Annotated in this window: 27 protein-coding genes; 3 read left to right on the top strand and 24 right to left on the bottom strand. The window is 62.0% G+C overall.

Going from position 1 to position 25,328, the window contains the following annotated elements; translation table 11 throughout:
* Positions 1-89: 89 nt before the first annotated feature.
* From ACMAUO_RS14700 to ACMAUO_RS14640, 13 genes are all read right to left on the bottom strand, one after another.
* Positions 90-635 (bottom strand): STY4534 family ICE replication protein, encoded by a 546-nt coding sequence (locus tag ACMAUO_RS14700; protein ID WP_420357718.1) that lies wholly within the window; start codon positions 633-635, stop codon positions 90-92.
* A gap of 344 nt (positions 636-979) precedes the next feature.
* On the bottom strand, positions 980-1,549 hold the full coding sequence (locus ACMAUO_RS14695) for a hypothetical protein (RefSeq protein WP_420357717.1): 570 nt from the start codon (positions 1,547-1,549) through the stop codon (positions 980-982).
* 201 nt (positions 1,550-1,750) lie between these two features.
* On the bottom strand, positions 1,751-2,107 hold the full coding sequence (locus tag ACMAUO_RS14690; protein ID WP_420357716.1) for a DUF3085 domain-containing protein: 357 nt from the start codon (positions 2,105-2,107) through the stop codon (positions 1,751-1,753).
* 215 nt (positions 2,108-2,322) lie between these two features.
* Positions 2,323-3,135 (bottom strand): GTPase, encoded by an 813-nt coding sequence (locus ACMAUO_RS14685; RefSeq protein ID WP_420357715.1) that lies wholly within the window; start codon positions 3,133-3,135, stop codon positions 2,323-2,325.
* Between the two features lie 284 nt (positions 3,136-3,419).
* The gene (locus tag ACMAUO_RS14680) at positions 3,420-3,845 is read right to left on the bottom strand and encodes a hypothetical protein (protein WP_420357714.1); all 426 of its coding nucleotides are present in this window, start codon (positions 3,843-3,845) and stop codon (positions 3,420-3,422) included.
* 91 nt (positions 3,846-3,936) lie between these two features.
* Positions 3,937-4,653: a DUF5983 family protein gene (locus ACMAUO_RS14675; protein WP_420357713.1), complete on the bottom strand. Its 717-nt coding sequence runs from the start codon at positions 4,651-4,653 to the stop codon at positions 3,937-3,939.
* 127 nt (positions 4,654-4,780) lie between these two features.
* A complete protein-coding gene (locus tag ACMAUO_RS14670; RefSeq protein ID WP_420357712.1) occupies positions 4,781-5,065 on the bottom strand; it encodes a hypothetical protein in 285 nt (94 codons plus the stop codon).
* 264 nt (positions 5,066-5,329) lie between these two features.
* Positions 5,330-6,871, bottom strand: coding sequence for a DNA cytosine methyltransferase (locus tag ACMAUO_RS14665; protein WP_420357711.1), 1,542 nt, complete (start codon positions 6,869-6,871; stop codon positions 5,330-5,332).
* A gap of 607 nt (positions 6,872-7,478) precedes the next feature.
* Positions 7,479-9,479 carry a DNA topoisomerase III gene (locus ACMAUO_RS14660; RefSeq protein WP_420357710.1) on the bottom strand — a complete coding sequence of 667 codons (2,001 nt, stop codon included), beginning with the start codon at positions 9,477-9,479 and terminating at the stop codon, positions 7,479-7,481.
* Positions 9,480-10,079: 600 nt separating this feature from the next.
* Entirely contained in the window at positions 10,080-10,463 is a 384-nt protein-coding gene (locus ACMAUO_RS14655) for a single-stranded DNA-binding protein (RefSeq protein ID WP_420357709.1), read from the bottom strand.
* On the bottom strand, positions 10,460-11,467 hold the full coding sequence (locus ACMAUO_RS14650) for a DNA-methyltransferase (protein WP_420357708.1): 1,008 nt from the start codon (positions 11,465-11,467) through the stop codon (positions 10,460-10,462). Before ACMAUO_RS14650 ends, ACMAUO_RS14655 begins: the two co-directional genes overlap by 4 nt.
* Complete coding sequence (locus ACMAUO_RS14645) at positions 11,464-11,973, bottom strand: DUF3158 family protein (RefSeq protein WP_420357707.1); 510 nt, start codon at positions 11,971-11,973, stop codon at positions 11,464-11,466. The genes ACMAUO_RS14650 and ACMAUO_RS14645 overlap by 4 nt, the downstream gene beginning before the upstream one ends.
* Entirely contained in the window at positions 11,970-12,788 is an 819-nt protein-coding gene (locus tag ACMAUO_RS14640) for a PFL_4669 family integrating conjugative element protein (RefSeq protein ID WP_420357706.1), read from the bottom strand. Before ACMAUO_RS14640 ends, ACMAUO_RS14645 begins: the two co-directional genes overlap by 4 nt.
* Positions 12,789-13,457: 669 nt before the next feature.
* Between ACMAUO_RS14640 and ACMAUO_RS14635 the strand changes: the two genes are divergently transcribed.
* Both ACMAUO_RS14635 and ACMAUO_RS14630 read left to right on the top strand, forming a co-directional pair.
* A complete protein-coding gene (locus tag ACMAUO_RS14635) occupies positions 13,458-13,835 on the top strand; it encodes a helix-turn-helix domain-containing protein (protein WP_182999301.1) in 378 nt (125 codons plus the stop codon).
* A complete protein-coding gene (locus tag ACMAUO_RS14630; RefSeq protein ID WP_420357705.1) occupies positions 13,835-15,067 on the top strand; it encodes a type II toxin-antitoxin system HipA family toxin in 1,233 nt (410 codons plus the stop codon). The genes ACMAUO_RS14635 and ACMAUO_RS14630 overlap by 1 nt, the downstream gene beginning before the upstream one ends.
* 67 nt (positions 15,068-15,134) lie before the next feature.
* Here the strand turns inward: ACMAUO_RS14630 and ACMAUO_RS14625 are convergent, their stop codons facing one another.
* From ACMAUO_RS14625 to ACMAUO_RS14590, 8 genes are all read right to left on the bottom strand, one after another.
* The gene (locus ACMAUO_RS14625) at positions 15,135-16,229 is read right to left on the bottom strand and encodes an STY4528 family pathogenicity island replication protein (RefSeq protein WP_420357704.1); all 1,095 of its coding nucleotides are present in this window, start codon (positions 16,227-16,229) and stop codon (positions 15,135-15,137) included.
* A 2-nt stretch (positions 16,230-16,231) separates the two neighbouring features.
* Positions 16,232-16,792 (bottom strand): DUF2857 domain-containing protein, encoded by a 561-nt coding sequence (locus tag ACMAUO_RS14620; RefSeq protein WP_420357703.1) that lies wholly within the window; start codon positions 16,790-16,792, stop codon positions 16,232-16,234.
* Positions 16,793-16,804: 12 nt separating this feature from the next.
* Positions 16,805-18,445, bottom strand: coding sequence for a ParB family protein (locus tag ACMAUO_RS14615; RefSeq protein WP_473965179.1), 1,641 nt, complete (start codon positions 18,443-18,445; stop codon positions 16,805-16,807).
* A gap of 16 nt (positions 18,446-18,461) precedes the next feature.
* Complete coding sequence (locus ACMAUO_RS14610; RefSeq protein WP_420357701.1) at positions 18,462-18,713, bottom strand: type II toxin-antitoxin system HicA family toxin; 252 nt, start codon at positions 18,711-18,713, stop codon at positions 18,462-18,464.
* The gene (locus ACMAUO_RS14605) at positions 18,697-19,566 is read right to left on the bottom strand and encodes a ParA family protein (protein ID WP_420357700.1); all 870 of its coding nucleotides are present in this window, start codon (positions 19,564-19,566) and stop codon (positions 18,697-18,699) included. The genes ACMAUO_RS14610 and ACMAUO_RS14605 overlap by 17 nt, the downstream gene beginning before the upstream one ends.
* 33 nt (positions 19,567-19,599) lie before the next feature.
* Positions 19,600-19,806: an AlpA family transcriptional regulator gene (locus ACMAUO_RS14600; protein WP_275881367.1), complete on the bottom strand. Its 207-nt coding sequence runs from the start codon at positions 19,804-19,806 to the stop codon at positions 19,600-19,602.
* A 677-nt stretch (positions 19,807-20,483) separates the two neighbouring features.
* Positions 20,484-21,383, bottom strand: a complete 900-nt coding sequence (locus ACMAUO_RS14595) for a LysR family transcriptional regulator (RefSeq protein ID WP_420357699.1) — start codon at positions 21,381-21,383, stop codon at positions 20,484-20,486.
* A gap of 749 nt (positions 21,384-22,132) precedes the next feature.
* Positions 22,133-22,741 carry a glutathione S-transferase family protein gene (locus ACMAUO_RS14590; RefSeq protein WP_420357698.1) on the bottom strand — a complete coding sequence of 203 codons (609 nt, stop codon included), beginning with the start codon at positions 22,739-22,741 and terminating at the stop codon, positions 22,133-22,135.
* A gap of 93 nt (positions 22,742-22,834) precedes the next feature.
* Between ACMAUO_RS14590 and ACMAUO_RS14585 the strand changes: the two genes are divergently transcribed.
* On the top strand, positions 22,835-23,380 hold the full coding sequence (locus ACMAUO_RS14585) for a TetR/AcrR family transcriptional regulator (RefSeq protein ID WP_166498149.1): 546 nt from the start codon (positions 22,835-22,837) through the stop codon (positions 23,378-23,380).
* 74 nt (positions 23,381-23,454) lie between these two features.
* Here the strand turns inward: ACMAUO_RS14585 and ACMAUO_RS14580 are convergent, their stop codons facing one another.
* From ACMAUO_RS14580 to ACMAUO_RS20930, 3 genes are all read right to left on the bottom strand, one after another.
* Entirely contained in the window at positions 23,455-24,153 is a 699-nt protein-coding gene (locus tag ACMAUO_RS14580; protein ID WP_420357697.1) for a Ros/MucR family transcriptional regulator, read from the bottom strand.
* A gap of 102 nt (positions 24,154-24,255) precedes the next feature.
* Complete coding sequence (locus tag ACMAUO_RS14575; protein WP_420357696.1) at positions 24,256-24,570, bottom strand: type II toxin-antitoxin system RelE/ParE family toxin; 315 nt, start codon at positions 24,568-24,570, stop codon at positions 24,256-24,258.
* Positions 24,567-24,743 carry a hypothetical protein gene (locus ACMAUO_RS20930; protein WP_500862075.1) on the bottom strand — a complete coding sequence of 59 codons (177 nt, stop codon included), beginning with the start codon at positions 24,741-24,743 and terminating at the stop codon, positions 24,567-24,569. The genes ACMAUO_RS14575 and ACMAUO_RS20930 overlap by 4 nt, the downstream gene beginning before the upstream one ends.
* Positions 24,744-25,328: the final 585 nt, after the last annotated feature.

Genomic DNA, 25,328 nt, shown 5'->3' with positions numbered 1-25,328 from the left:
CAGGATGATGCCTCGGTCACACGCTGACGCGGGGCGTCAGGGGCGAGCTGAGGCAGCAAGACCCCGATGATCGGGGTCTTGCCGGAAGATCAGAAGGAATCGGCAAGCGCTGGTACCGGAGTATCGGCGGCGTCTTCCTCGGGCGTATCGGATGCCGGCGCGGATATTCCGGGCGTGGCGGCGTCCTGTGTGGGGGATGAGGCAGGGGCCTGGGGCACCTGGTCGCTGGTCTCGGTCGGCTTGGGCTCAGCCTTGTAGACGAGCTTGCCGTCGATCTTGATCCAGCTGACGAAGAGCAGGCGGGCCTTGAGGCTGACGCCCTGCTCACCGGCACGCTTCCCCTTGGCGTAGGTGAAGATGTCGGTCCAGAGATCGCCGAGGCGAAAGCCGATCAGGACTTTCTTCTCGCTCTCGACCGCCTGGATGCAACGGCGGATAAGGTGCTGGGCTTCGGAGCCTGAAACGCGCGTATCGAAACGCACGTAGGAGGCATCGTTGGCCGGACCGTTCAGGGCTGCGACGTCGCAGGCCAGAAACGGCGCGCCTTTCTTGGGCTTCACCTCACGGATCCGGTTGAGATAGCCGAGACCGGTGATGTGCAGGTCGAAAAAACTGGTTTCGTTGGACGTGGTCATGGTGGATCTCCAGAAAAAAGAGCGGAGACACACCCGACCCTGGCGGGGAGGTGTGAAACCCCCGCGTGGGTTGATGAAACGATGTTCAGGCATCACCATCGTTGACGATGGCCGTTCGCGCATGGATGCCGGTGCGAACCGGGATGATCTACGTGGTGACAACCACGTCGCAGTCTCGAAGATCATGACTGCCTGGGCATGCGGCTGAAAACATCAGCGGGCATGCTGGCAGGGTCGCACGCGGCCGCAATCCCCCGTGGGCAACAATATGCACTGGGGAAAGCTCCTGTTTGCCGTCATGGTGAGGGCAGAGTTGAGGGGGCACGCACCCCTTTGCGAGCCACCTACTGTAGACCGAGGAGGTGGCCGATGATTGTAACGCAGAGCGGAAAGACGATACCGGTGACAAGACTCCAGAGAGGTCCGTCGCGAAACCCATGGGTCAGCTTGTTTGCTGTCTCATGGGCCTGGTTGATCTGATTGATCGTAACATCGCCACCTGCTTGAATGTTTCCGATCGATTGCGAGGAGATGTTGGCGCCGACCAGTTGCTGCAATGTCAGAATATGTTCAGCCTGAGCGATCAATCGAAGATTGCCGAGCGCGCGATCTCTGAGCCAGGCGCCCACTATGCAGGAGCTGAGAGCGGTGAGCCCGGCCAGATTAAAGAATGGAACCGGCATATCAAAAGACGGCTCCGGCGCCACCATCCACACACCTCTGAACCAGGCGTAATTAGCATAAAGATATTTTATTTTTTGAATGAATGGGAAGAGAATGAGCTTCAATATCGCAGGGTCCGTAAAATAGGCGTATTTTACATACTCGGAGATTGGTATAAGAAGCCCTATAATGCAGAACGATATTCCAATATATTTGGAACGTGATGCGCGTTTGCGCGCAATTTGCAACATGCGGCCGATTTCTCCTATCGTGGAGTAGTGTCTGGAACACGGTAGCGGTGTAAAGGATGCGCGCCAAGACCTCGTATCGGGCTGCTGTTCAACAGCACTGCCGCGATGTCATGACGCGGAGCTACGGACAGCCGATCGCGGACGTGCGGCGTCAAAAAAAGGCCCCCGCAGATCTGCGGGGGCCGTAAGCATTTGCTGCTCTCAGGGGATAGGCGGCACCGCCAGTAGCGACAATTGCGTCGGGCTGGCGGACAGTTCGAGATCGTCATCGCTTTCCAGAATGCGGAGGAAGACGCCCTCCTTCGGGTCGAAAAACTCGCCGAAATCGTCTCCGCCAAGTTCCGCGCGGACCAGTTCCCACCAGTCGTCGAACGGGTCGACATCCGGGTTGCAACCGACCGCGTAGGCGAGCAGTTTGTGGTGCCCCGTCTCGGTGCGTTCTCCGCGTTCGGAGAGGAAATAGGTTCCTTGATCCTTGGCGAGGATGACACGGCATTGATTGGCGATTGCTTCGGCCAGCACGGGGCGAAGATCGGCGCCTTTGAATCGTAGTGACATGGATGAATTCTCCTGTTCTGGGAAAGAAAAGGCTCTCCACCCGAGGGACAGAGAGCCTGTAAGACCTGTTTGCAGGCTGTTTGGAACTGATGATTGGGACAATTGGCATCAACCGCGGAGCTTCCGCGTTTCATGCCCGGATACAAAGTGTGCATCCTCACGGGTGGCGGTTTCGTTGCGCGAGCAGATGACCGGGCGGTCCTGAACGCTTGAAGTCACGCTGCTGGCGCCTGGCGCTGACGGGTTTGCTTTTTGTCGACGACGCAGACCTTGATCTGACGCCAGCCTCCGTCATCGATCAGGCGTTCCAGAACAGCGCCGAGATCGTCGAAATACACATCGTCGATGCGTTCGATCGTCTCCGTGTCGCGATGCAGCTCCACAACGTAGGTATCTCGGCCACGATCATAGAGAATCGAGACCTGACCGCAGAATTTCGCGGTGGTGACCGAAAAGCCGATCGTGGGCGGCGTGACGACAATATTGGCAGGGCTGGGATCGACCACAGTGAAGTCTCGCGCGCCAGCATCGACAAGCATATGCGTGATGCGCCGGAAGCCATCCGGGGCGGGCAATTGTTCAAGCTGGCTGATCAGATCGGCCAGCTCCGGACAATCGGGCGACGGGACCGGGAGTTTGGCCGGCGCCGAACCGAGTATGTATGTCTTTGAGGTATAGGATGTGCCGTCCGACAAATTCCGGGTCTGCACCTCCGGCGTGTCCGCTCGCAGGCCGTCGAAGCGGCGTCTGGCATACGGTTCGACGTGAATTTTAGCCCCATCGCCGGGTGCGACGGTGACGAGCTGACGATCGAGCACGGCGAACTGGGTGCGTCCAGTCTTGACGATGATGGCATCACGGGTCGTGGCGACGACCGTGCCGTCGAACGGGTTCGGGTCGACATAAAAACCCAGCGTCGAGCGCTTGGGCTGACCATCGTAGATGGCGAACTGGAATCTGCGGGCGTTGGAGGGCACATGGCCACGAACCAGCGTCGGCATCTGTTCACGAATGGATTGGGTGTCCATGGAAAAGCTCCCTTGAATGCCAGGGGAACTGCGCCCGCAAGGGAACAGGGTCCCCTTTGAGGCGTGATGGACGCGGGATGCGTCCGGTGAGGCGGGATGACCGTCACGGTGTGCCGTGATGCAGTCTCGAAGGTCTCGACTGCCTGGGATGTTGCCGGCAACGCCAGCGAACATGCGTGCAGGATTGCGCGCGGGCGCCGGGGATGCGGCTGAAAAACGGAAGAGAGCGACCTTCGTCTTGTCACAAACCGCGCGTCGCCCATGAGGCCGGAGAGCCGACGGGATCAGGTCTCAGGCACGAAGCGGTGCGTTCGGGAGGCGGGAAAGAACAGATGCGTCCATCGGTCGCCCCGTGTGTGGCCACCGTCGAAACGCACCAGCGCGTAGTGATACAGGCCGCCATCGAGCAGATCGCGGATGGCAACAGACCGAAGACCTGTATCGGTCTTCCGGCGTGCCATGACCCGCGCGTCGCACGTGATGTCCACCTGTGCGAGACTGGCGAGACAGGAGCGGAACTGCTGATCGAAGTCATTCCCGTCGTCAGGCTCTCCGAATACGTCCCTCCAGCCGAGATCCGGTACTATATCGCGGAGGCAGGAAGGATCGTTCTGTTGATCGGCATGGTCGATCATGGGCGTGATGACCTGCGGGGACGATAGGTCGGTCTGATTGGCGGCCGTGCCATCGTGTGAATGGGAACGTGACATGGGGATACTCCTTCGTCGAGACGCGAGCGCCGCACCACTGTCGGATTGGCGCTCGCGTGTGCTCAGAGACAATGGTTTTTGAAAATGCTGATTATGGCTCGTAGAGTTCGAGCCCTTCGAGATCTGGAGCATCCTGGTCGAAGATCAGAATGCGGATATCGGCCTCGCCCGCGCGTTGCAGAATGTCGGCAAGAACCACGGGCAAACCACGGTCCAGGTTCTCTTGCCGCAACTCCTGGGGGGTGATGCCGTCGAGACGCAGATTGTCGTCGGTCCACGGCGTGGCGAACAGTTTCACGCCGACGGCCGGGCTGTCGGTGATAGGGAAGACGATGAACGGGAAGCCCGTAGGTGTGTGCTCGGTTGCCAGGCTGGTGAGGTATTCCCATGCTTCGCCGGTGAGATGGGCCGCGCTGATTTCCCAGCTGCGGCTGTAGATTCCGGTCTCGAAACTCAGGCGGCGCACGGTCTGCCGCGCTGCCTCGGGAGAACCGGCATCGCCGATATGAATTGGCTGGCCATCGAAATCGTCGCCGTAAACGGCGTAGAGAATGGCGCGGACGACACCTGCGTTGCCTTTGGTCGGCTCGATCCCGGAAGTGCCGGTGTTCCGGTCGTCGGGGATTACGGCGAAATCAAGCGTTACGATGCAGCGTGAGTGCAGCAAATCGTCGTCGCTGAAATGGCCCTGCCCGGGATGAACCGGCCGACGCAGAAGTGGGTACTCGGCTCCGGTGTCGATGCAGAGCATGCGCACGACGCGCAGATTCTGATAGCCGCGGGCAAACGGATTGATTTCGTGTGACATGGGAATTCTCCAGAAAATGGTCGCTGGAGGCCCCTGATGCCGGGGTCGGACCCCAGCGGGTGAGAAAGGACGTGGATGGTTACGGGGCGTTTTCCGGCGTCGCGCCGGTAAGGAACTTGTTGACCCGTCAGTCCGTCAGGTCGTCGGACTTCGCCAGAGCCGCGAGAACGACATTGGGGGACAAGGCATCGGCGAGCCGTTCGTAAATGACCGGAGCTTCGCTGTAGCAGACGGCTTCGGCGGTGCCGTCACCGATGGGAAAACGCGTGATATCCACGTCATCCGCATCCTGCGTGTCATAGTCGACGACGACGACACGAGGCTCTGGCAGGGTGGCGGGCCATCCCTGAAGAACGACGGCAATGACGAGGCCGCCTTCGAGGGCAACCGCGATGGAGGGTGTTTCAGACATGATCGCTCCTTGGGAAACAGAGAGGCAGACGACCTCGCATGAGGCGCTCCCTAATCAGGTTGGAGTGGTAGAAATCCGCAGCGGGAGAATGCGAACACTCGGCCGTGGGTGCAGATGCAATCGGCGCCGGAGCGCGGAGAAAGGCCGCATCGACGCCTGACAGGCGTGCGTCCGCAACCTGATGCGAGGCGGACGAGGTGTGGTCCACGCGAAGTCATCCGCGTCGCAGCCCGGGGACCGTGGCTACTGGCAGGTGCTGACGGGTCAGCGCGTGCGGCGATCAGGATCGATGTGGCGCGCCGTGGCGTCGCGTGCCAATCCGCTGTTCCCGCTCTCCCTGTTGCGCAGGACGTTCTTGATGCGGTGCCCGAGCCATGCCATGCACGGCACGGCCATGGAATTGCCGATGGCCTTGTAGCGGGGTGCATCTGCGGCGGGTTTGCCGCGGTAGGGCACCAGCGTGTAGCCGTCGGGCAGCCCTTGCAGGCGCTCGCATTCGACGGGCATCAGGCGACGGACACGCCATGTGGACCAGGGTGGCGTTCCGGGTTCGGGGGTATAGAGAAGCTGCGTGCTGCAGGCGGGTGCTACAATATGCCCCTTGTCGCCGCCACCGCTGCTGGCGCGCAGAGCCGGGGAGAGAGCGCCGCCCAGTTCGGCGCGGACACCGTCCGTGCGTCCGCGGAAAGTGACGCTGACCACCATCGGGCGACCCTGGCCCGGTTTGCCGCCGCCGGTGGACAGCTCCCCCGCGATCTGGCCATGGCCGGATTCAAAGCGGACTTCGCCGCGCGTGTTCTGCGCGAACGCCGCGATGGGTGGGCAGGCCACGATGGGCACGCCCTTGCCAGTGCCGTCCTCGCTGCTTCCCTTGCCGCCGTTGGCCGTGCTCAGCGTATGGCTGATGGCGCCCGCGACCGATTGTACCATGAAGGTTTCGACCTCGAAGTCATTCTTCGGGCCGGGCGCCGCGGTCAGGCAGGCCGCGACATCGATCGGGCCCCGCGTATTGCCGCCGCCAAAGGAGAGTGTGATCGGGTCATAAGGACCCTTCACCCGGGCATAGTCACCCGGGACGCGAGGGCTTGGCGCAGGAGCATTGGCAGGTTTTTGCCACGGCGCGAAGCCCTGCGCAGGATCCCGGCGCAGGCCTTCGGACTCAAAAAGTATTGCGGCGGGATCGACGTCGTCTCGACCACTTGCCACAAGAAACACGCGGCGGCGTCGTTGGGCGACTCCGAAATATTGGGCGTCGAGCACACGCCATGCGATGCGGCGGCGGGGACCAGACACGTGACCCGCGTATGTCCACTTGCCCCCTGGCGGCTCGAGCGCGCGGACTTCTCCGGCCAGGATGCCCAGAAAGAGGCCGAAGGCGTTGTCGCGTGCGCTGAGCACGCCGGGGACATTTTCCCAGACGAGCGTCGAGCGCGGGCGGTGGGTTTCGGTGCGGACCTGATCGATGGCATTGGCAAGCTCCACATAGGCAAGGGTGAGCGCTCCGCGCGGATCGGCCAGGCCTTGGCGGAATCCCGCGACGCTGAATGACTGGCAGGGGGTTCCTCCGACCAGGATGTCCGGCGCGACCGTGCTGCCGTCGCGAATTTTCGGGGCGAGAGCGGTCATATCGCCCAGGTTCGGAACGTCGGGGTAATGGTGTGCGAGCACCGCGCACGGAAAGGGTTCGATCTCGGCGAACCAGGCGGGTCGCAGGCCGGCCGGTTGCCAGGCGAGGCTCACGGCCTCGATGCCGCTGCACACGCTGCCATAAAGCATGGCGGGCGGCGCACTGTGTACAGAGTTCATGGGGGTCTCCTGTTCGGGTGTCGGGAAAGCAGGAGCAAGGCGCCGCAGTCCGAATGGACCGCGGCTGTGGAGAACAGGACCACCTGTGGGCTGGTCCGGCATCGGGCTGTCGTCAGGGCCATTCGCCGGCGCAGCAATCGCACCCGACCCGTTTCGTGGCTGGGGTCGGCATTCGCTGGCGCACATCCGCGCACAAAAGGAGCCCGTTCTTTCCCCGGCGGGCACCGGAACGGAGTACCGTCAACCAGAAAAGGTCTCCCGAACCCTCATGCGCGGGCGACCAGGGATCGGGGGACCCCTTCCGATGAACGGAAGATAGTGATGGGGGCGGCGAGGGATGCGCCGGAACAGAGAGGCGCCTTCCAGACCCGCGGCGAGGATGACTCTCGCGGGACGCGCGCCTCATGGTGGAAGGAATGGCGCGCTGGCTCTCCCGCAGGGCCGCGGGATCTGGGCCATGCCGCCGGGTGGGCGCACACGGCTCAATGAGGAACCTGACGATGTCTGTTATCGATCGGGAGCGAGCAGCGCAGACATCAAATCGTTCCAGGCAGGATCCTGAAATGGATGCGTCGCTCTGGCCGCCGGGTCGTCGTTGCCGCCGCGCTCAGGGACGGCGTTTACGGACGCTGCCCCGCTTCGACGAAACGCCTTGCGTCTGGAGCGTCCCGTCACAGGTCGGGTAGGTGCTGCACGACCAGAACGGCCCATTCTTGCCGGTGCGCTGACGGGTGGGTGCGCCGCATTTCGGACACGCGGGCGTGGACGGCACCGCGATGGTAAGTGTCGCGCCGCGAAATTGCTGGACCAGCTGAGCGATCCATGTGGACTGGCGCGCAATGAAATCATCCAGCGTCATCTGTCCAGACCCGATCATGTCGAGGGCCTGTTCCCAGATGGCTGTCGTGGCGGGATCGACAATGGCGGCCGGCACCGCGTCGATAAGAGTGAAGGCGGCCTCGGATGCGCGGACGGCCCGTCCTTTCTTGACCAGGTAGCCACGCCCGACCAGACCATTGATGATCCCGGCCCGCGTCGCTTCCGTGCCGATACCGGTAGTGTCCTTCAGCTTCTGCTTCAGGCGCGGATCGGTGACGAGTTTGGCCACGCCCTTCATCGCCTTGACCAGTTCTCCCTGCGTGTAGGGCTTGGGCGGCAGCGTCTTTTGCGCTTTGAGATCGACGGCATCGATCCGGCATGAGGCGCCGGATTGCAAGGGGGGCAGGATCTGGCTGCGGGGCGCTTTGTTACCCTCGCCTTCGTCCGGCGCCGGTTCGGCCAGGACCTGGCGCCAGCCCTGCACGACGACCTGCTTGCCGACAGCCCGCAGGGTTTGATCGGCGCATACCAGGTGCGCGGTGGTACGATCATATTCGTGCGGTGGCAGGAACTGGGCCAGGTAATGCGCGCGGATCAGCGTGTAGACGGCGCGCTCCTTCGCATTCATGGCCGACAGGTCGGTGGGTTCCAACGTCGGGATGATGCCGTGGTGGGCGCTGACCTTGCTGTCGTCCCAGGCGCGGGAACGCTGGGTAGGGTCGAGCTGATCGATCAGGGCGCGCAGGCCCGGATCGGTTTTGACGAGGCTGGCGAGGACGGTCGGCACTTCGGCCAGCATGCTCTCGGGCAGGTAGCCGGAATCCGACCGCGGATAGGTCGTGGCCTTATGTGTTTCGTAGAGCGCCTGGGCGATATCCAGCGTTTCCTGCACGTCGAGTCCCAACTGCCGCGAACAGACTTCCTGAAGCGTGCCAAGATCGAAGGCCAGAGGAGCGCCCTCACGGACGCGCTCGGTCTCGACAGACAATACCCGCGCCGTGCCGGCGGCACGCATGCGTTCGACCGCCTGCTGCGCGACGGGCTGTTGCAGGCAGCGACCGGCTTCATCGGTGCTGTTCTCCGGGGGCACCCAACCAGCAAGAAAGGACTGGGTGCCGGCGGACAGGGTCGCGTCGATCGTCCAGTAGGGAACCGAGACGAAACGCGTGATCTCGCGGTCACGGTCGACGACGAGCTTGAGTGTTGGCGTCTGGACGCGGCCAACGGACAGCACGCCCGTATAGCCCGCCTGACGGCCGAGCAGGGTGAACAGCCGGCTCAGATTCATGCCGACGAGCCAGTCCGCCCGGGAGCGCGCGAGAGCGGAGTAATAGAGCGGCAGGGTTTCGGCCGAGGGTTTGAGCGCGCCAAGCGCCTTGCGGATGGACACATCGTTGAGCGCCGAGAGCCACAGGCGCTGGATCGGGCCGCGATAGCCGCAGAGATCCAGGATCTCTCGCGCGATCATTTCACCTTCGCGATCGGCGTCGGTGGCGATGACGATTTCCGTGGCCTGACCGACGCATTGCCTGACGATCTTGAGTTGCGCGGCGGTCGAGGGTTTGGGTTCGACGCGCCAGCGCTCGGGAATGATGGGAAGCTGTTCGAGGGTCCAGCGTTTGTAACCCTCGTCGTAGGCTTCGGGCTGTGCGGCCTCGACCAGATGACCGATGCACCAGGTTACGACAATGCCCGACCCGGTATAGCAACCTGATCCCCGTTGCCGGGCGCCCAGCACGCGGGCGATATCCTTGCCCTGAGATGGCTTCTCGCACAGAAAAACGCGCATGAAACGTCCTGACCGGGTGTAGTGGGGGCCGGTTGTCACCGACCCCTCACCACCCTTCCCGGCGGACTGACCGGCGGCAGCAAACAACGCGCACATTGCATGACCGGGTTATCGCGAGGGCGTGGACTTTTGGCGCGGGAGGAGGCACGTCGACGAAGGCGGCCCGGCAGAGCTGCTCCGCAGCTGGTGTCGGAGAGACAGTCACTGCGAAAATATCGTCGTGGAGAGTCGGAGGCCTGCTATGGACACGGCCAGAATCGTTCGATCAGGTCGGTTACAGGTGGTTCGCCTGCCAGAAGGGCTTCATCGCGACGGTGATGAACTCCGTGCCCGCTGTCACGGCACATCCCTCATTCTTGAGTCCGGCGCGCGGAACTGGGCCTGGTTGAAAGACGTCGTGGGTGGCGTTGACGAGGATTTCGAGCGCGCCGCTCTGGAACGGGAAACAGGGCCGTCAGGCCCGAAGGAGGACCCGCCCGCAAACCCCGAAATGTGATCCGGATCGACCGGAAAGACGGGTGGAACTGATGGCAGGCATCAGTCCCCCTCGAGCGATCCAGAGGCGGCCGTGCGTTGGCGCAGCCGCCCCTGTGAACACGCCTACCGTTCTGTCGCAGGCTTCGCGCCGAGCGTCACGGCCTCAACGCGATAGGGCAGAATGCCGACACGGCGGGCTTCGACCTTGAACGTGACCCGTTCATTCTCCTCGGCGTCTTCCCATTCGTCCCGCACCGTGCGGCCCTCGACCAGCACGCGCATCCCCTTCTGGTAGAGCGTCTGCCAGCGTTCGGCGTCACGATGCCAGAGTTCGACCGGCGCCCAGAAGCCACCGCGATCCTCGTAAGTGCCGTCCTTTTTCGGCACCGGATTGTCGAAGTAGACGTTCAGGCGCAGCAGGCGGCGCGGTTCGTCGTTTCCGTTGGCGAATTCGCGGTATTCGGGCGCGGAGCCGATATTGCCCTCGCCGCTGAAATGGGTGCTCATGGTGCTGTCTCCGTGATGGTGGCGCTGGCCCCTTGGGGGGACTGCTCGTTGTGGAGGTCGAGGAACGACGGGTTCAGCTCACAGCCGATGAACCGTCGTCTGAGCCGGGTTGCCGCGGCGGCCGTGCGTCCGCTGCCCATGAAGGGATCGAGAACGATATCGCCGATGCGCGAACCGGCCAGAACGCAGGGCGTGACGAGCGCGTCGGGAAACACCGCGAAATGGTCGCTCGTGGAGGGCTGGGTTGCGATGGTCCAGACGTCGCGCCGGTTGCGATGTCCGCGCGCACCGATCTGATGCAGGCGACCACGGATGCTGCCATTTGGCCCGGAGGATCGTTCGCCGGGAGGCTGGCGCACTGGCCGGAGATTGCCCGGAGCGCGGGGATCGGACGAGGGCTCGCTGATGGCGTCCCGGTCGAAATAGTACCGTCGCGATTTGCTGAGCAGGAACAGATATTCGTGCGCCCGCGTGCAGCGATCGGTCACGCTCTCCGGCATCGGGTTGGGCTTGGCCCAGATGATGTCCTGACGCAGATACCAGCCGTCGTCGCGGAGCGCGAACGCCACCATCCATGGAATCCCGATCAGATCCTTGCCCTTGACCCCCGGGGGCGCCGGGGACCAGCGGCCGCCGCGCGGTCCCGTTGTCGTCGCGCCGATCGTCTGCCACCGCTGGCCCTGCCTACCGCCGCCCGATTTCCCGGTGCCCGCGTAGCTGTCGCCGATATTGAGCCAGAGGGTGCCGTCGTCGGCCAGGAGCCGGCGGACCTCGCGAAAGACGCTCACGAGGCTGGTGATGAAGGCGTCCGGAGTGTTCTCGGTGCCGATTTCGGCGGCCCGGTCCGGATGATCGGACGGCAGATAGCGGCGGAGCCCGAAATAGGGCGGACTCGTCACGCACATGTTCACGCGGACACCGTCGTCAGCCATCTGACGCAGCAAGACACGGCAATCGCCAACATGGGTGCGGTCGAGCCAAACGGAGGCCGGGGTGCCGGTCATGTTGCCACCCTCGCATCCGGCAGTTCCGCCCGACGCGCGCGAACGGCATCCGCCTCGGCCAGCTTGTCGGCGCAGTCCCGGGCCTGGCGCGCGAGTGTATGCAGCAGGCTGATCTGCATGTTCAGGGTGATCCGCTGGCTCTCCATCGCATGGAGATCGTCCAGCAGGGAGGCGGGCGTCGTCGGGTCCGCCATCAGGGCCTGCCACAGCGCGACCCCCATCTTCGAACGGTCGCGGTTGCGCCAGCGCAGAAAGGTCGTGCCTGCGCCAGTGGGTTGCTGGGCCAGTTGCACGCCGAGCAGTGCAAACGGGTAACGGTCCGTCTGCGCCAAGATCCGTCGCTGCGCCAGCCCGACGAGGTCATCCCGAAGGGCTGAGCATTGGCTGGCCCAGGTCTCCAACCCCTTACCTTTAAAAGGTTGTAAAAGGCCTTTTAGGTAGGCCGCGTGTTCCAGCCGCTGGAAGTCTGTGTGTTCCAGCGGGACGAAGTGAGGGCGGTCGGTCATTCTGGCGCACCTTCCTCATCGGCGGCCTCGGTCGTGTCGCCTGGCGTCTCGCCGGCCGTGTCCGGAGACGCGTCCGCTGATTCCACAGGCGTTGGCTCAGTCTCGGAGGCGCGACGCGCAGAAGCCGAGGTCACGGGCGATCGTCGGGAGATGGGCGGTGCGAAACGCGAGCGGCGCGTGCCTTCCAGCACGTCCTGCGGCAGCTCGCCATATTTCTCGATCGCCGCGCGCCCTGCGGCATTCTTCGAGGCGAAATCGTCGCGGGTGCAGCCCGAATAGCGATATTGCTGGGCCAGACTGAACAGGCTGCGCAGCGCATGCGCGCCCTCGTTGAGCCAGCGCTCGAGGGTGGAGCGGTCGATCAGCGCGGTGTGATGGGCGAGGATCAGTTTCCGGGCCAGCTCGTCGTAATCGGCCAGCAGGTAGAGCGCCATGAAACCGAGTTGCGAGGAGATGAAGAGCGGGAGTTTGACTGGCTGGACATTCAGATTCTCGCCGACGCTCAGGGCGGACGGAAGCCCTGCCAGGGCCTGATCGACCTGTTCGCGCAGCGTCTGGAGCTGGTCCCTTGTGGTGTTCAGCTTCTCTTCGATACGCAGCATCCACCAGTCGCTGTAAGGATCGTCCTGTTCGGCGCCACGTTTCATCCGGTTCATGACGGCGACATAGCCGTTGAGACCGACAATGGCCGGTTTGCCATCGGCCGCGGCGCGACCGTGCCAGATCCGCGATGCGTGGTGGGTATGCAATGTCAGCGACATCGTGCTCCGCAGGGAGCCGAGATTCAGTTGCAGGGTTTCCGTGGGACTGGCCATCAGCGCCGCCTCGCAATGGGAAGGAGGCGCCACCATCCGGGTGGTCGGGAAGGCCGTCAGTCGCCAAACCGCATCGGCCTCCGGCCGGATAGACTGTCAGCTCAAAGCGACGTGCCGCGCCCGGAAGGCTGCGTGTTGCGCTATACCCGGGGTATAAATGCTGGAGGCGGTAATTCCGCCGGATGGGGACGGCGCATGGGCTCGCTACGACCGTAGGCGTGAGCCGGTTCTGGAAGGCCGTCTGTTGCATTATACCCAGGGTATAGATGACGCTGCCGGACTTGATGCCGGCCGCTCTGGCAGACCGGTCGGCGTGCCGACCATGACGCGGCGCGATATGCGTGGAGGCCGGAACCGTCGTCGGAAGGCTGTGTGTGACGTTATACCCTGGGTATAATTTGCCCCGGACACGTCATCGTGCCTGTGGGGACGGCGGGACAGAGGCGAGCGGGCAGCGGGATCATTCTCAGGGGGGCGGTGGCTCCGGCCCGGTCCGGTTGTCGGACTCTCCTGCCCAGCCCAGGCGCGGAACGCGCCACGCAGGGCTTGCATGATCCCGAACAGATGCCCAGCAGGGTCTTGCAATGGTTCCGCTGTCCTTGAACTGAAATGGAATCATTCATATATGACGTGTTAAGACATCTAACTGGTCATATACGGACAAATACGATGGGATCGCCCAAGGTAAAGCCGGCGCTTGAGCGGCTGGGACGCGATGTGCGGCAGGCGCGTCTGCGGCGCGGGATCGCTGTGGCGGATCTCGCGGCGCGCGCCGGAACCTCGCCGAGTTCCATTGGCCGCCTCGAACGGGGCGATCCGGGCGTCGCCATCGGGACACTGGCCGACGTGCTGGTCGTGCTGGGTCTTCTGGAGCGTCTGGCGGACCTGATCGACATTCGCAAGGACGAGCTGGGGCTGGCGCTGACGACGGAACACGGACCGCGTCGCGGACGTTCCTTTGCGGCGCGGCTCCGCAGGCAGAAGGCGCAACCGGCTGGACAGCAGGATCAGCAGGACGTCGTGGACCCTGAAGGGGCATCGTTCTGATGGCTGAGTTCCTTGCCCAGGTTGCCCTCGGAGAGAGCCTGACGCCGGTTGGTCAGCTGCGTTTCACGCATGCCGGGCCGCGGCAGTTTTCGACCTTCGCCTACGATGCCGCCTGGATCGAGAACTCCCGCGCCTTCGCCATGGAGCCGGATCTGTCGCTCGAGGGAGGGCCGTTTCACCGGTCGGGCCAGTCGGGACATATGCGTGACGCTTTGCCCGGTGCTTTTGCTGACGCCGCTCCGGACAGTTGGGGGCGCAGGTTGCTGGAACGCGCCTACGGCAATGGCCTCAACGAGTTCCAGTATCTGACGCTTGCCGACGATGTCTGCCGGCAGGGCGCGATGCGGTTTCTGGACAGCGAGGGCGCGATCATTCGCGGCAAGGCGACGGACTCCGTCCCCCGCCTGGTCGATCTGGAAGCCATCACGGCGATCGCCCGAGCCTATGAGCAAGGCGAGGACATTTCGGCCGAACAGATGCAGGCGCTGGCGGGCGCGGGCGGCTCCGGTGGTGCCCGTCCCAAGGCCAATGTCAGGGATGGCGATGTACTCTGGCTGGCGAAGTTCACCTCGGTTCACGATCAGCAGCCCATCGAGCGTGTCGAGGTCGCGACGCTTCGTCTGGCGGAAGCCTGTGGCATCCGCACGCCTGCGACGCGACTGGAACTGGCGGACACACCGTTCCCCGTAGCGTTGATCCAGCGCTTCGATCGGCGCGGGACGAGCCGGATTCCCTACATCTCGGCGCGTACAGCTCTGGGCAAGACCGGAGCGGAGCTGGGCTCCTACACCGAGATCGTCGATTTCATGCGGGCCTCGTCATCGGACCCCATGGCGGACTTCCGCGAACTCTACCGGCGTCTGATCTTCACGATCCTCGTGTCGAACAAGGATGATCACCTGAAAAACCACGGTTTCCTCTATGTGGGAGCCGGCCAATGGCGGCTGTCACCGATGTTCGATGTGAACCCGGCGCCGGATCGCAACCCGCATCTTGAGACGGCGATCCTTGAGGGTGGCCCCCATGATCGGTCGATCGATCTGGCGCTGGAGGCGTGCGCGTTCTTCGAGATACCCGAGCCGGAGGCGCGGCAGGCGATCCGTGCGATGGCGCAGCGCATCTCGGACGGGTGGCGGGAAGCCTTCCGTGAGGTTGGTGTCTCGGGCGCACAGGCGCGCCACTATGAGCCGGCTTTCGCGAGTGACCAGATGCAGGCGGCGCTTACAATTTAGGTCATATATGACCAATTGAGTGACGTTTCCTCCCAGATATGACCGATACGTCGCAAGCGGTGCGGGCTTAATCGTTTGAATCCCGCTGTCCAGCCCAGGCGCGAAATTCTCCGCGTAGCGCCTTCTGCACGATCCCGAACAGATACCCGGCAGGATTGCGGATCGGCGTGCTGTCGCAGCGGGCGTCCCATTCGTCGAGGATGGGCTGATGCAGCGCGCTGTCGATCGCCTGCAAGGCCGCCAGGACGCCGGCCTGTTGCTCGGGGGTGAGCGTCATGAAGCGTTCCGGCGGTGTCAGCGCACCGCGCGCGCGATGTACAGGCCGTACAGTATGTATTTTTTTATTGTCTTCTTTACGTACAGTACGGTCCGTCTTCGGATTCCGAAGAGAGCCGTTTTCCGCGGAGTCTGGACCGACTTCGGAATCCGAAGAAGGGCGCCGCCGATTCCGAAGACGGTGCGCTCGACCCTCTTCGGAATCAGGATTATCCACATCCTGTGGATAACGTGCGGAGAGCAGCCCATCCTGTGCCGACACCCGTTGCGCGATCGTCCGCAGGCGCGTGGGCAGGATCTGATGCCTCAGAGCGTCGTCTTCGGTGATTTCCTTCAGCACCAGCATACCGATCCGTTGCAGGGATTTGCTGGCGTGCGCGAGCGCCCGGCCGACCAGATCCAGGTAGTCCATGTCGAGCTGAATCCCCTCGTAGGGGGTGAGGGGTTCGTCGTGCAGGACATAGAGATTGCCGATGACGCGACCGGACACGGGATCGCGGCGCCGTCGGGCCAGGCTGATCCAGCGCGTCAGGCGCATGGCCGTCAGGGCGCGGGCGACGGTTTCGTGGGAGGCGCGCCCGGCGCCAGGCATGGAGGCGAGAAAGGGAGCAAGCTCGTCGTAGCTCGGAAACGCCGTGACGCCATCGTCGTTGAGCAGCAGGCGGAAAACCTGCCAGGCATTGCGTTCCAGCGGCGTCAGGCGGCGATCAAGAATAAGACCGCGCGGCACCGCATCATGACGATTGCCCGAGAAGAGAAGGCCGTCAGCGCGCGCGGTGGCAGGGCGGCCTGTATCGCGTGTTCGCTCGGCCTGCATGCGGTGCAGGGCGTGGTCGAGCAGGCCGCCCAGTATTTCAGGACCGCGTGGCGGCCGTGAACGGGTCATGGTTAGATCTGGCCTTCATCGATCCATCCACGAATGGCGCTCCAGACGACGGATAAGGGCAGGCCGGTGCCTTCGGCGAGGTCGGCGGCCAGCGCGAACATCGCCGTCTCGTCCGTCAGCGGGATGTCGCGTGCCTTCACGGCGGCGCTCCAGGTTTCCCACAATGTCGCGTCCTGCTCTTCGGTCAGGACGGGATGGCGGCCCTTGCGCTTCGGCAATCCGATGACGGCGCGTCGCAGCGCGATTTCCTGATGCGTCAGCCCGTAGAAGCGGGTGATCAGTTCGGTGCTGGCGCCAAGGCGGAGCAGTCGGTCGATCTCCTCGACCTCCCGGGCGACGTTGTCCACCTGCTGCAGCAGACGTCGCAGTACCTCGCGGTTGATCGTCACCGCGCACCAGCAGATCGCGGCGTTGGCGAGAATGCTGGCCATCGCCGGATTCTTCAGGGCGTCCAGATCCTGGGCATCGAACCCCATCGAGCGCGCCCGCCGCAACTGGCCGTTGCGCAGATCGTGCAATGCCTGGGCGATCACCGCCTGATTGAGGGGATGGGGACCGGACATCGCAGCCTGTCCCTACAATCCGGGCATGGCGGCGTCGCCCGAATTCGACTGCGCGTCGATGTCCATCAGGCGGCGTCCCAGCCGGATCAGGCGGAAGAGCTTGACCAGTCCGGTGTCGCTCAGCCGCAAGAAGCTTTCTTCGGGCGTGTCCGAGCCGATCAGGAGGGAGCGCAGATCGCCGGGCAGGCCCGCCGGACCCGACGGTGAAACCGGCGAACCGCTCAGCATCCGCAACAGAGCCAGCACAATCTGCGCCATGGCCGGTGCATCGTCGGACGCCACCGTCTGTGGGACGCGCGGGCACGCGAAACCGAGGCCCGTGTCGTCTTCGGTCACGCTGTCGTCCTCGAGACCAGCTTCATGCGCGATTTCACGGGCGAACTGCGCGATATGCAGACGAAGATGCTCCGGCGTGTCCAGTTCGGGTTCGATGTGCCAGACGTCTGAAATCGGATAGAGACCCCCGGCACGAACGGGAATGGCGCGCAGGACCGCGTCTCCGAAATCATGGTGAGCTTCACCCGTGTGTCCGGCAAGCAGACGCTGAATGGCGTCGAGCCGGTCGCTGCCCTGCACGGCCGAGACCACATGGTCCTCAGTCCGTGCGGCTGGCGTGGCATCGGTGGATGTGTCGTTTGCGATGTCTGATGGTGGAGGCTCCCCTGCGGGCATGGGGTCGCCGTGCTCCGGGGGTGACGACTGCGAAGGTGTTTTCGACTGAACCGACTGTTGTTCCGATGGCGCGGATGCCGGTGGCTGGGAAGGCGTCGGCGCTTCGGCCGCGAGCGCCTGCCAGCGCCGGTCGGAATCGACGATCTCAAGGGCGAGCGTGTCGTAATTCTCGCCCAACAGATCCGCCATCTGACCCACCAGCTCGTCCTGCACGCGCTGCGTCGAGAACTGGCCGGGGTCCGCGTCGAAGCCTGCAAGCACGTCCTGGAACAGGGTTGGAAAATCGGCGTTGTCGGGGGTGGTCGTCGTTCGGCTCTCCCATGTCCGGGCGGCGGACCGGCGCAAGGCGGTCAGTTGCTCGATCTGGTGGCGGCCCAGCCCGGCATAGAGGACGTTTGGAATAGCGGGCAGAAGGTACTGGATCGCCTCCTGCATGCGGCTGATATGCGGTTGCGGAACAGGATAGCCATCGGCCCGGAGACGCCGCGCGAGATCCGATTGCGTCAGCGTCTTGCCCGTCTCCGTTTCATACAACTCGCGCGCCTTGGCGACGCCGAGCGCCCGTTCGATGAAGGTCAGGCCACCATGCAGCTCGTTTTCCGCGAGGTGGCCGGTCAGGGCGAGGATCTCCCCGCGCTGGGGCCAGGGCCGGAAGAGGCAGGAAATTCGGTAGAACCGATCCTCGCGGGTTTCGGCCCACAGGTCGCGGAGAATGGCGAGGCGCGTGTTGCCGCCATTGCGGATGATATAATGGTCGACGCCTGGCCGACGGGTAATCGGTGGCGGCGCATCGAGGCCGCGCTCGCGAATGGAAGCCTTGATGTCGTCGTAGAGCGGATTGCGGGTGATGCGCGGGTCGAGTTCATAGGACCGAAGCTGGTCGAGCGTCACCACCATCGGGGTATCCGCCACGGGGTCGCTCAGGCGCTCGGCGGCTTGCCCGGTATGATGGAAGCCGTCGTTCACCAGGCGCGCGGCCATATCCTGGGGGGAGAGATCAGCCATGACCGCGTGCTCCCTTCCGATCGGCGGTGGCATGGCGTTGCACGCGGCGCAGCATCGCACGCGCGTTCCGGCCGGCACGATGATCGCTGGCGGTCGCGCTGGTGTAGATCGGGGGCAGCCCCTCCTTGACGAATTTCAGGTGTCCCCCGGCCGTGCGACGGACGCTCCAGCCCGCGCTCAGCGCGTATTCGATCAGAGGCAGCAGCCGTTTATGGCCTCGGGCGAGTTCACGCGCGTTCGACATTGACGCTCCCCCCTCGTATCTTGCCGTTGACCTGGGCGAAGCGGTCCCGCCATTGCGGGCACAGTTCCGTTGCGACATCGCGCATGGCCTCCAGCGCGGAAGGGGCAAGCCGCCCGGACGGCCGCCGGTGTTCGACCCGGTGCGCCGGCAAGCCCTGCGTGGCCGCACGGGCGATGGATTCGATGGAAGGCATCTGGGCCTCCATCAGATGGATCGCGGCTTCGGGATCGTCAGGGAAAATGAGCCGTAATCCCTCTCCGACGAGACGGGCCGTGGAGGAGATCGCGGGCACGCGGTTGATCAGGAGATGCAGCGGCGGCGGTTCGATCCCGAGACGGCGAAACGGAGCCAGCTCGGAGACCAGTTGCAGCGTGCCGCGGCGCAACTCGCGCGCCGCGAGGATTTCCGGCGTCACCGGGGACATCGCCAGATCGGAAGCCAGCAGCGCCATTTCCAGCACGACGCTGCGTGCGCCCTGGGTGTCGATCAGCAGCAGGTCATAATGCGGCCGAAAAATCGGGAGCAGGTTGCGCAATCTCAGGCGACCGTCGGGCGCATGCAGCAGCAGCGTGCCCAGCTGGTGCTGCGGATCGTTGGAGAGGATCACGTCAAGGCGCGAAATCACCGTGTGGGAAACGAGCGTTGCCAGATCGGATTCGTTGTGGGCCAGCAGTTCATACACACCAGCCGGCGCGCGGTGATCGAGTGCATAGTAAGATGAGAGGGTGGGCTGTGCGTCGAGGTCGAGCAGCAGAACGCGCAGGCCGGCGTCGGCAGCGAAACCGCCGAGATTGGCCGCCATGGTCGTCTTGCCCACGCCACCCTTGGTCGATACGATGCAGATACTATACATGACATGCTCCTGATGAAGACGGGGGGAGCAGGGTCAGGATCGTTCCTTGAGGCGTGCGACGATCCAGCGATCGATTTCATCCGAGTCCCAGCCGACGGCACGGATGCCGATGCGGATGGGCCTGGGGAAGGTGCCGGCCTTCATAAGCTTGTAGATATGCGCTCGCTTGAAGCCGGTTTTGACTTCGACCTCCGATCGCCTCAGAACACGACGTTCGGGCGAAGACGTTCCTTCTTGCACGTTACGATCCTTCCCTGACGCTCTATGGAACTCCCGTGTGCTCTTCATCAGGCGGCAGCGCCGGCTGCCGCATTTGTCAAAGCGAATAGGGCGCGGACCCTATTGGTTAGCGGCCCGCGCAGACCTGGAGTATTCAGAGGAAGGTGAGATGCGGGCCAGAATGACTATGGTCCGCAGAGACCTCCAATAAAGTGGTAATTCGATCGGGCGGTCGTGATTTAGTGAATGGGCGAAGAAAAAGACTAAAAATAGCAGTTTGGTCTGCCTGATTTCCGCATCTCGCATGCGACTGATCTAGAGAATGTCTAATGATTTGCGTGCTGAATTTTGCAAAACTGATACGAAATTATTTCATGTTCGGTCGCTTATCGTGCAATTATTCGGATAAATATTCTTCGCATTAGAATTATTGCCTAGTGTTTCAGTTTCATTATGAAATCGAAACTCTTGCGAATGGTGTGTGTTTTCTCAAGATGGCATGCAGCGGCATGTCATGTCCCGCGGGTTGGTCTTGCGCTGTTCTTCCAACGCCACGCCGATTTAAGTCATCGGAGCCAGCCATACGTCTGGAATGGAGCGCATCCGTTCAGAAAACGCTCCGCTCCAGACGTCGGAAATGATATTCTTTATAGATATGAAAGGCGAAAAAAGACGGTACTATCCCGTTCTCCTGTTGCTCAAGCGGCCGGTCCGCCGACGGCATGACAGGCTCTTTCAATGAACCGCGCCAACTCAGGCACGGGGGAAGCTTCCTTGAACACCAGGAGAATTTCGGCGGGGAACACCGGGTCTGCCAGCGGCCGAATGACGACGTCCGGGTGATGTTCGCGGGACCGCCAGTTCTCCAGGCTCAGACCTAGCCCATAACCAGCTCCGACCAACATCATCAGTGTGTCGTATCCCGAGGCGAATGCGGCCTCACGGGGCAGAGACGACGAGATTTCAGCGAACCATCTCCGAAGAAGATAATGTCCTCCGGACCACATCTCGGGATGACACACGAGAAGGGGGTAGCGCTTGATATCCTGTAAGGAGATCTTTTCAAGGGCGAGCAATGGATGCCGTATGGGCAGAGCAACGACGGGTCGATCTGTCCAGGCGCACTCCTTCGGATAGGCAGCGGTCGAATCTCCATCGAGGGTGAACGCGGCATCGAGGTATCCGCGGTCGAGCGCACTGAGCATCTGGCGAACAGTCATCGCGGTAACGCGGATTTCGGTTTGTGGCTCCTCCTCCCGGCAGCGGGCGAGAAGCTGAGCTATTCGTGGTTGGGCCAGTCCATCGGTGATCCCGATGCGGAGTTGGCTTCGATAGCCTCTGGCGGCCGACATTGTCCTGGCTTTGGCATTTTCAATGCAATTCAGGATCTCTCTCGCATGTTCCCGAAACACCTCGCCGGCCCACGTGAGCCGGATACGGCCTTTCCGCCGGTGCAGGAGTCGAACACCAAACTGAGTTTCAAGCTCTCCGATCGCGCGGGAAAGTGGTGACGGCTCTATGGCGAGTTTGTCCGCCGCATGCGTGAAGTTCAGTTCGTTGGCGACGACCAGATAGTATTCAAGATGGCGAGTTTTCATTTAAAGCCTCTCCTGGTTCACTATTCTCCCTTCGCTACGAGGTTGGGCATCGTGGTTGCGTGACCGTAAATGGTCGATGCACCCGCTTTCCGTCGATATGGACCTCGGCGAAGACCAGTGTGGCAGGGTGAGGACCGTAATTGTCGGAGCGCTTTATGAGGCCGAATTAAAGAGCCGATGGTCGCTGCGTACAAGAAACTTTGGCGACTTGCCGGACGTGATAGATCAAAAAACGAGATATATTAGAAGTAAATTTCTGAATACGTTTGGTTCTACGTGCATTTTGTATACGAAGACCGAGGACTCGAAGTGAGCATTGATCTGATCTGGTCGCGACTGCCCAAGATAATTTTGGAATTCTCTGCCGGCGTGGCCCGCGATTCTAGAGAGATTCCACTGAACTTTCGCTCAGTGGAATCTCTCTAACTAGTTGTTTATAGAGCATTTTTACCAGTTCGAATGTGTCCATTCAAACTGGATCTGCTCTAGACCTGTAAAGATTGCAGATTCTGTACAGATATTAAATACGAGCGATATGATATGTTGAAGAAAATCGCCTTTATGTGAGTGATCAGTGGTTAATATTTATTTAAGGCGCTTTATGTTTGTATATACGAAATAATTGATTGGTTATAGGGTCGCTGTTGTGGTGTTTCATGAGTGCTGTCAACGGTTTGAGATGGGGCTGCGACAGTGCCACTGACGGCTGGAAGTTGGGCGCGGTGGAACTCCCCTTATGCAGGACTGCCTTATTGCGGGAGCATCAGCATGTTCGGCATAGGTATGAAACCGGGTAGCTGGGTTACCCGGGTCATCCAGTCAAGAAGAGCCGGGAAGGCGGTGACATCGATGCCTCCTTCGTGGGCCACGGACAGGTAGGGAAAGATCGCGCAATCGGCGATCGTCGGACGTCCGAGCGCCAACCATTCATGAGCCTCCAGGTGCTTGTTGAGGATCGGCAGTACTTTCTCGCTCCAGCGTATTGCTGTCGGCAGGTCGAGATCGACACCGAACTTCTTGATAAGGCGTGCCGCATTGGGTCCGTTGCGGATTTCCGATGCTGCGACCGACAGCCACGCCACAATCTCTGCCTGCGCCGCGTGATTATCGGGCCACCACCTCCGGTCTGGCAGCCCGCCGGCCAGATAGACGAGAATTGCCTGTGAATCCCGGATCACGGAATCGCCATCGATCAGGACGGGGACTTCCTGGAAGGGGTTGAGATCAGTAAAGACTGCGGAGTGATGTTCCTGTTTCATTAGATCGACGGGTTGGAGGTCTAACGGGATCCCGGCGAGCGCGACGAATAGGCGCACTTTGTAACAATTACCGGATACGTCGAGATCATAAAGTTTCATGTCGCGCTTCCCCCTGTCTGATCTGCGCCGCGAGGTGCGAGGTATTCTTCTCCTTTATAAAAGCAGACCGATCGGTCTTTTCGGAAGGCTGAGATGAAGGCGTCCTATGACGATATCGTGATCGCTGCGCGTGAATTGTTTCGAGAGCGGGGTTATGCCGGCGCATCGATGCAGGAGCTTGGCGAACGGGTCGGGCTCAAGAAATCAAGCCTTTATAACCGATTGCCAAGCAAAGAGTCCCTGGTCGCCGATGTGCTTGAGTTGACGTTGAAGGAGACATTCGACGGGCTGCCCGATCCCGTGACGGATTGGCGGCAAGCGTATCGCGAACTGATCGAGCGAATTGCTGCCGTGCTTGGTGATCGGGGCCGCTGCGTGGGGTTCCACCTGTCGTTTGGCGTCCCTGCGGAGACGTCCGAGGCGAAGGCTGCCGTGAGCGAGTTTTTTCAGGCGCTACGGTCCGGGATGGCCGAGATCCTGGATATGGGCGGCGTGCCGGACGCCAAGCGTGTCGCGACTGATGCGCTGACACGGCTACAGGGCGCGACATTGTGGTTATCCGCGCTCGGGGAAGCAGAACCGTTGCGGCGCGAAACCGAGGCGATCCTGCTGGATCTCGAACGAAGCGGCGAAGAGTGACCGATACCGGAGCGATTTGGTCTCTGTCACCCTTTCGAACCAGGATTCCGTTACGGAATCGCCGAAGATCTGCCTCAAGGCGTTCCAGATTTGCCCCGGCGGTTCTGCGGAGCGCTGTCTGTGCGGCCTTTCCGTTTCGAAGGCCGGCGCGCGGGGGCGGATTTGCTCACCTGGTTGCTGATTGATTTCGTCTGACCTTTGGCAGGGGGCATCGGATCGGGCTCAACCGCGAGCGACGCCTGCGGCATTGTTTCACCGGCAGCCCCGTCTCGCACGACGTGCGTGGCGGCTACCTCCGCACGGCGGCCAAGGCCGATCGCCCGTGCTACGGCCGCCCGTCGTTGCGCGTAGGCGGGCGCGACCATGGGATAGTCTTTCGGCAGATTCCACCTTTCCCGGTATTGCGCCGGAGTGATCTGATAACGCGACATCAGGTGCCGCTTGAGCATTTTCAGCTTCTTTCCGTCTTCCAGGCATATGATGTAATCGGGAAAGACCGACTGTCCGATCGGCACTGCAGGTGTGGGCGCTGTCGGTGTTTCGGGAGGAACGGGATCGGTAGCTGATTGCCCCGTCGTGTTGACGTTGCGGATCGTTGTGTACACCTCACGGATGAATGCCGGGACATTTTCGGTAGGCAGCGACGTGTTGGAATTAGCGAGATGCGCCGCCACGATCTGCGTCATCGCGGCAAGAAGATCCGGATTTTTATGATTGATGTCGTCCACGATAGCTCTTTCGTCGGGTTCGCGGCTAAGAATATCACCGATCATTACGGAGCGTCGATGCAGCTGCAAGTGGAGAACCGCCCCAATGTGATGCTAAAATGAAGAAACCACATGTTGCCGATTTTGCTGTTTCCAGCGCTTCAATGATCACGCGTCGTGATTGAACCCGGATAAGCCCGGGAGCTCTCCTGCCTGGCTGTTCCAGATACGGAGGACATCCACCCCATGGTCGGCGATACGATAGACAACCCTGTACGGCCAGAGGGGACAGATCTCTCTCGTGTTGGGGAAGAGGCCTGGGCGGCCACGCTCCGGCATACTTGAAAGCCGATCGCAGACGGCGACGATCTGCACGGCGATCCGACTGGCGGTGTTGGGACACGTTGCTCCGAGGTCGTTCCTAATCCGGATCAGGTCCGAGACCGCTTCATCGGTCATGGCGACGATGGTAAAGGCCGTCATGACAATGGGAATTCCGTCTCTGACGCGGTTCCCCAGCCGAGCAGCCAGTATCGCACCTTAGCGTAGGCATGTGTTCGGCCGTCCTCGGCGGCATCCCAGCCTTCCTGAACAGCTTCTATAAATTTGAGTTCGTGCTTGTGGGTTTCGCCACCCTTAGTCAGACTGCGTGGCAAAGTTGCCCTCCCTTAGTTTATGTGTAGAAGATATTTATTATTCAAATGAGTGTCCGTGCGCCCTCATTTGTATTTGGGCTTCTTCTCTATCTCACCAGGAGATGACGCTTCAATCTCACGCTCGAAGCGAAGCATAAGCGCGCGGACGTTCCGTAACGCCCGCCAGTCACTGGGAGATGCCGCCGAGTAAACCGGACCGGCGCCCGAAGCATGCGTCCATCTAAGATGGCCCCCATTGGTAAGTCTCATAGACCAGCCGCGTGCTTCGGCCCAGATACGCAGATCCTGCCAAGGATGTGCGCGAGTGCGGCTCATGACGGGAACTCAATTTGTGGCGTTTGCTCACCGCTCCTGTCGTGTTGTTCCTCACCGGTTTCATCGTTGCCAAATGCAGGGGACTCCAAAACGAGGGTGAGGAGATCTGCTGGCACAGGTTCGCCGAGTACCAGGTCGTATCGAGCGTGGAGGTGAGAATGGATCCAGACATCGAGGGGGGTAACTGCGCGAGAGTGGGCAGAGCGCGCAGAGCCGCCGCATCTATCTGATGGATCACGTCGGACGGGAGTGATCGAGCTACCATGGGTA

Origin of the sequence: Gluconacetobacter brunescens (assembly GCF_048695475.1) — a bacterium.
Taxonomy (GTDB): domain Bacteria; phylum Pseudomonadota; class Alphaproteobacteria; order Acetobacterales; family Acetobacteraceae; genus Gluconacetobacter.
This window is presented reverse-complemented; position numbering and strand designations above follow the sequence as displayed.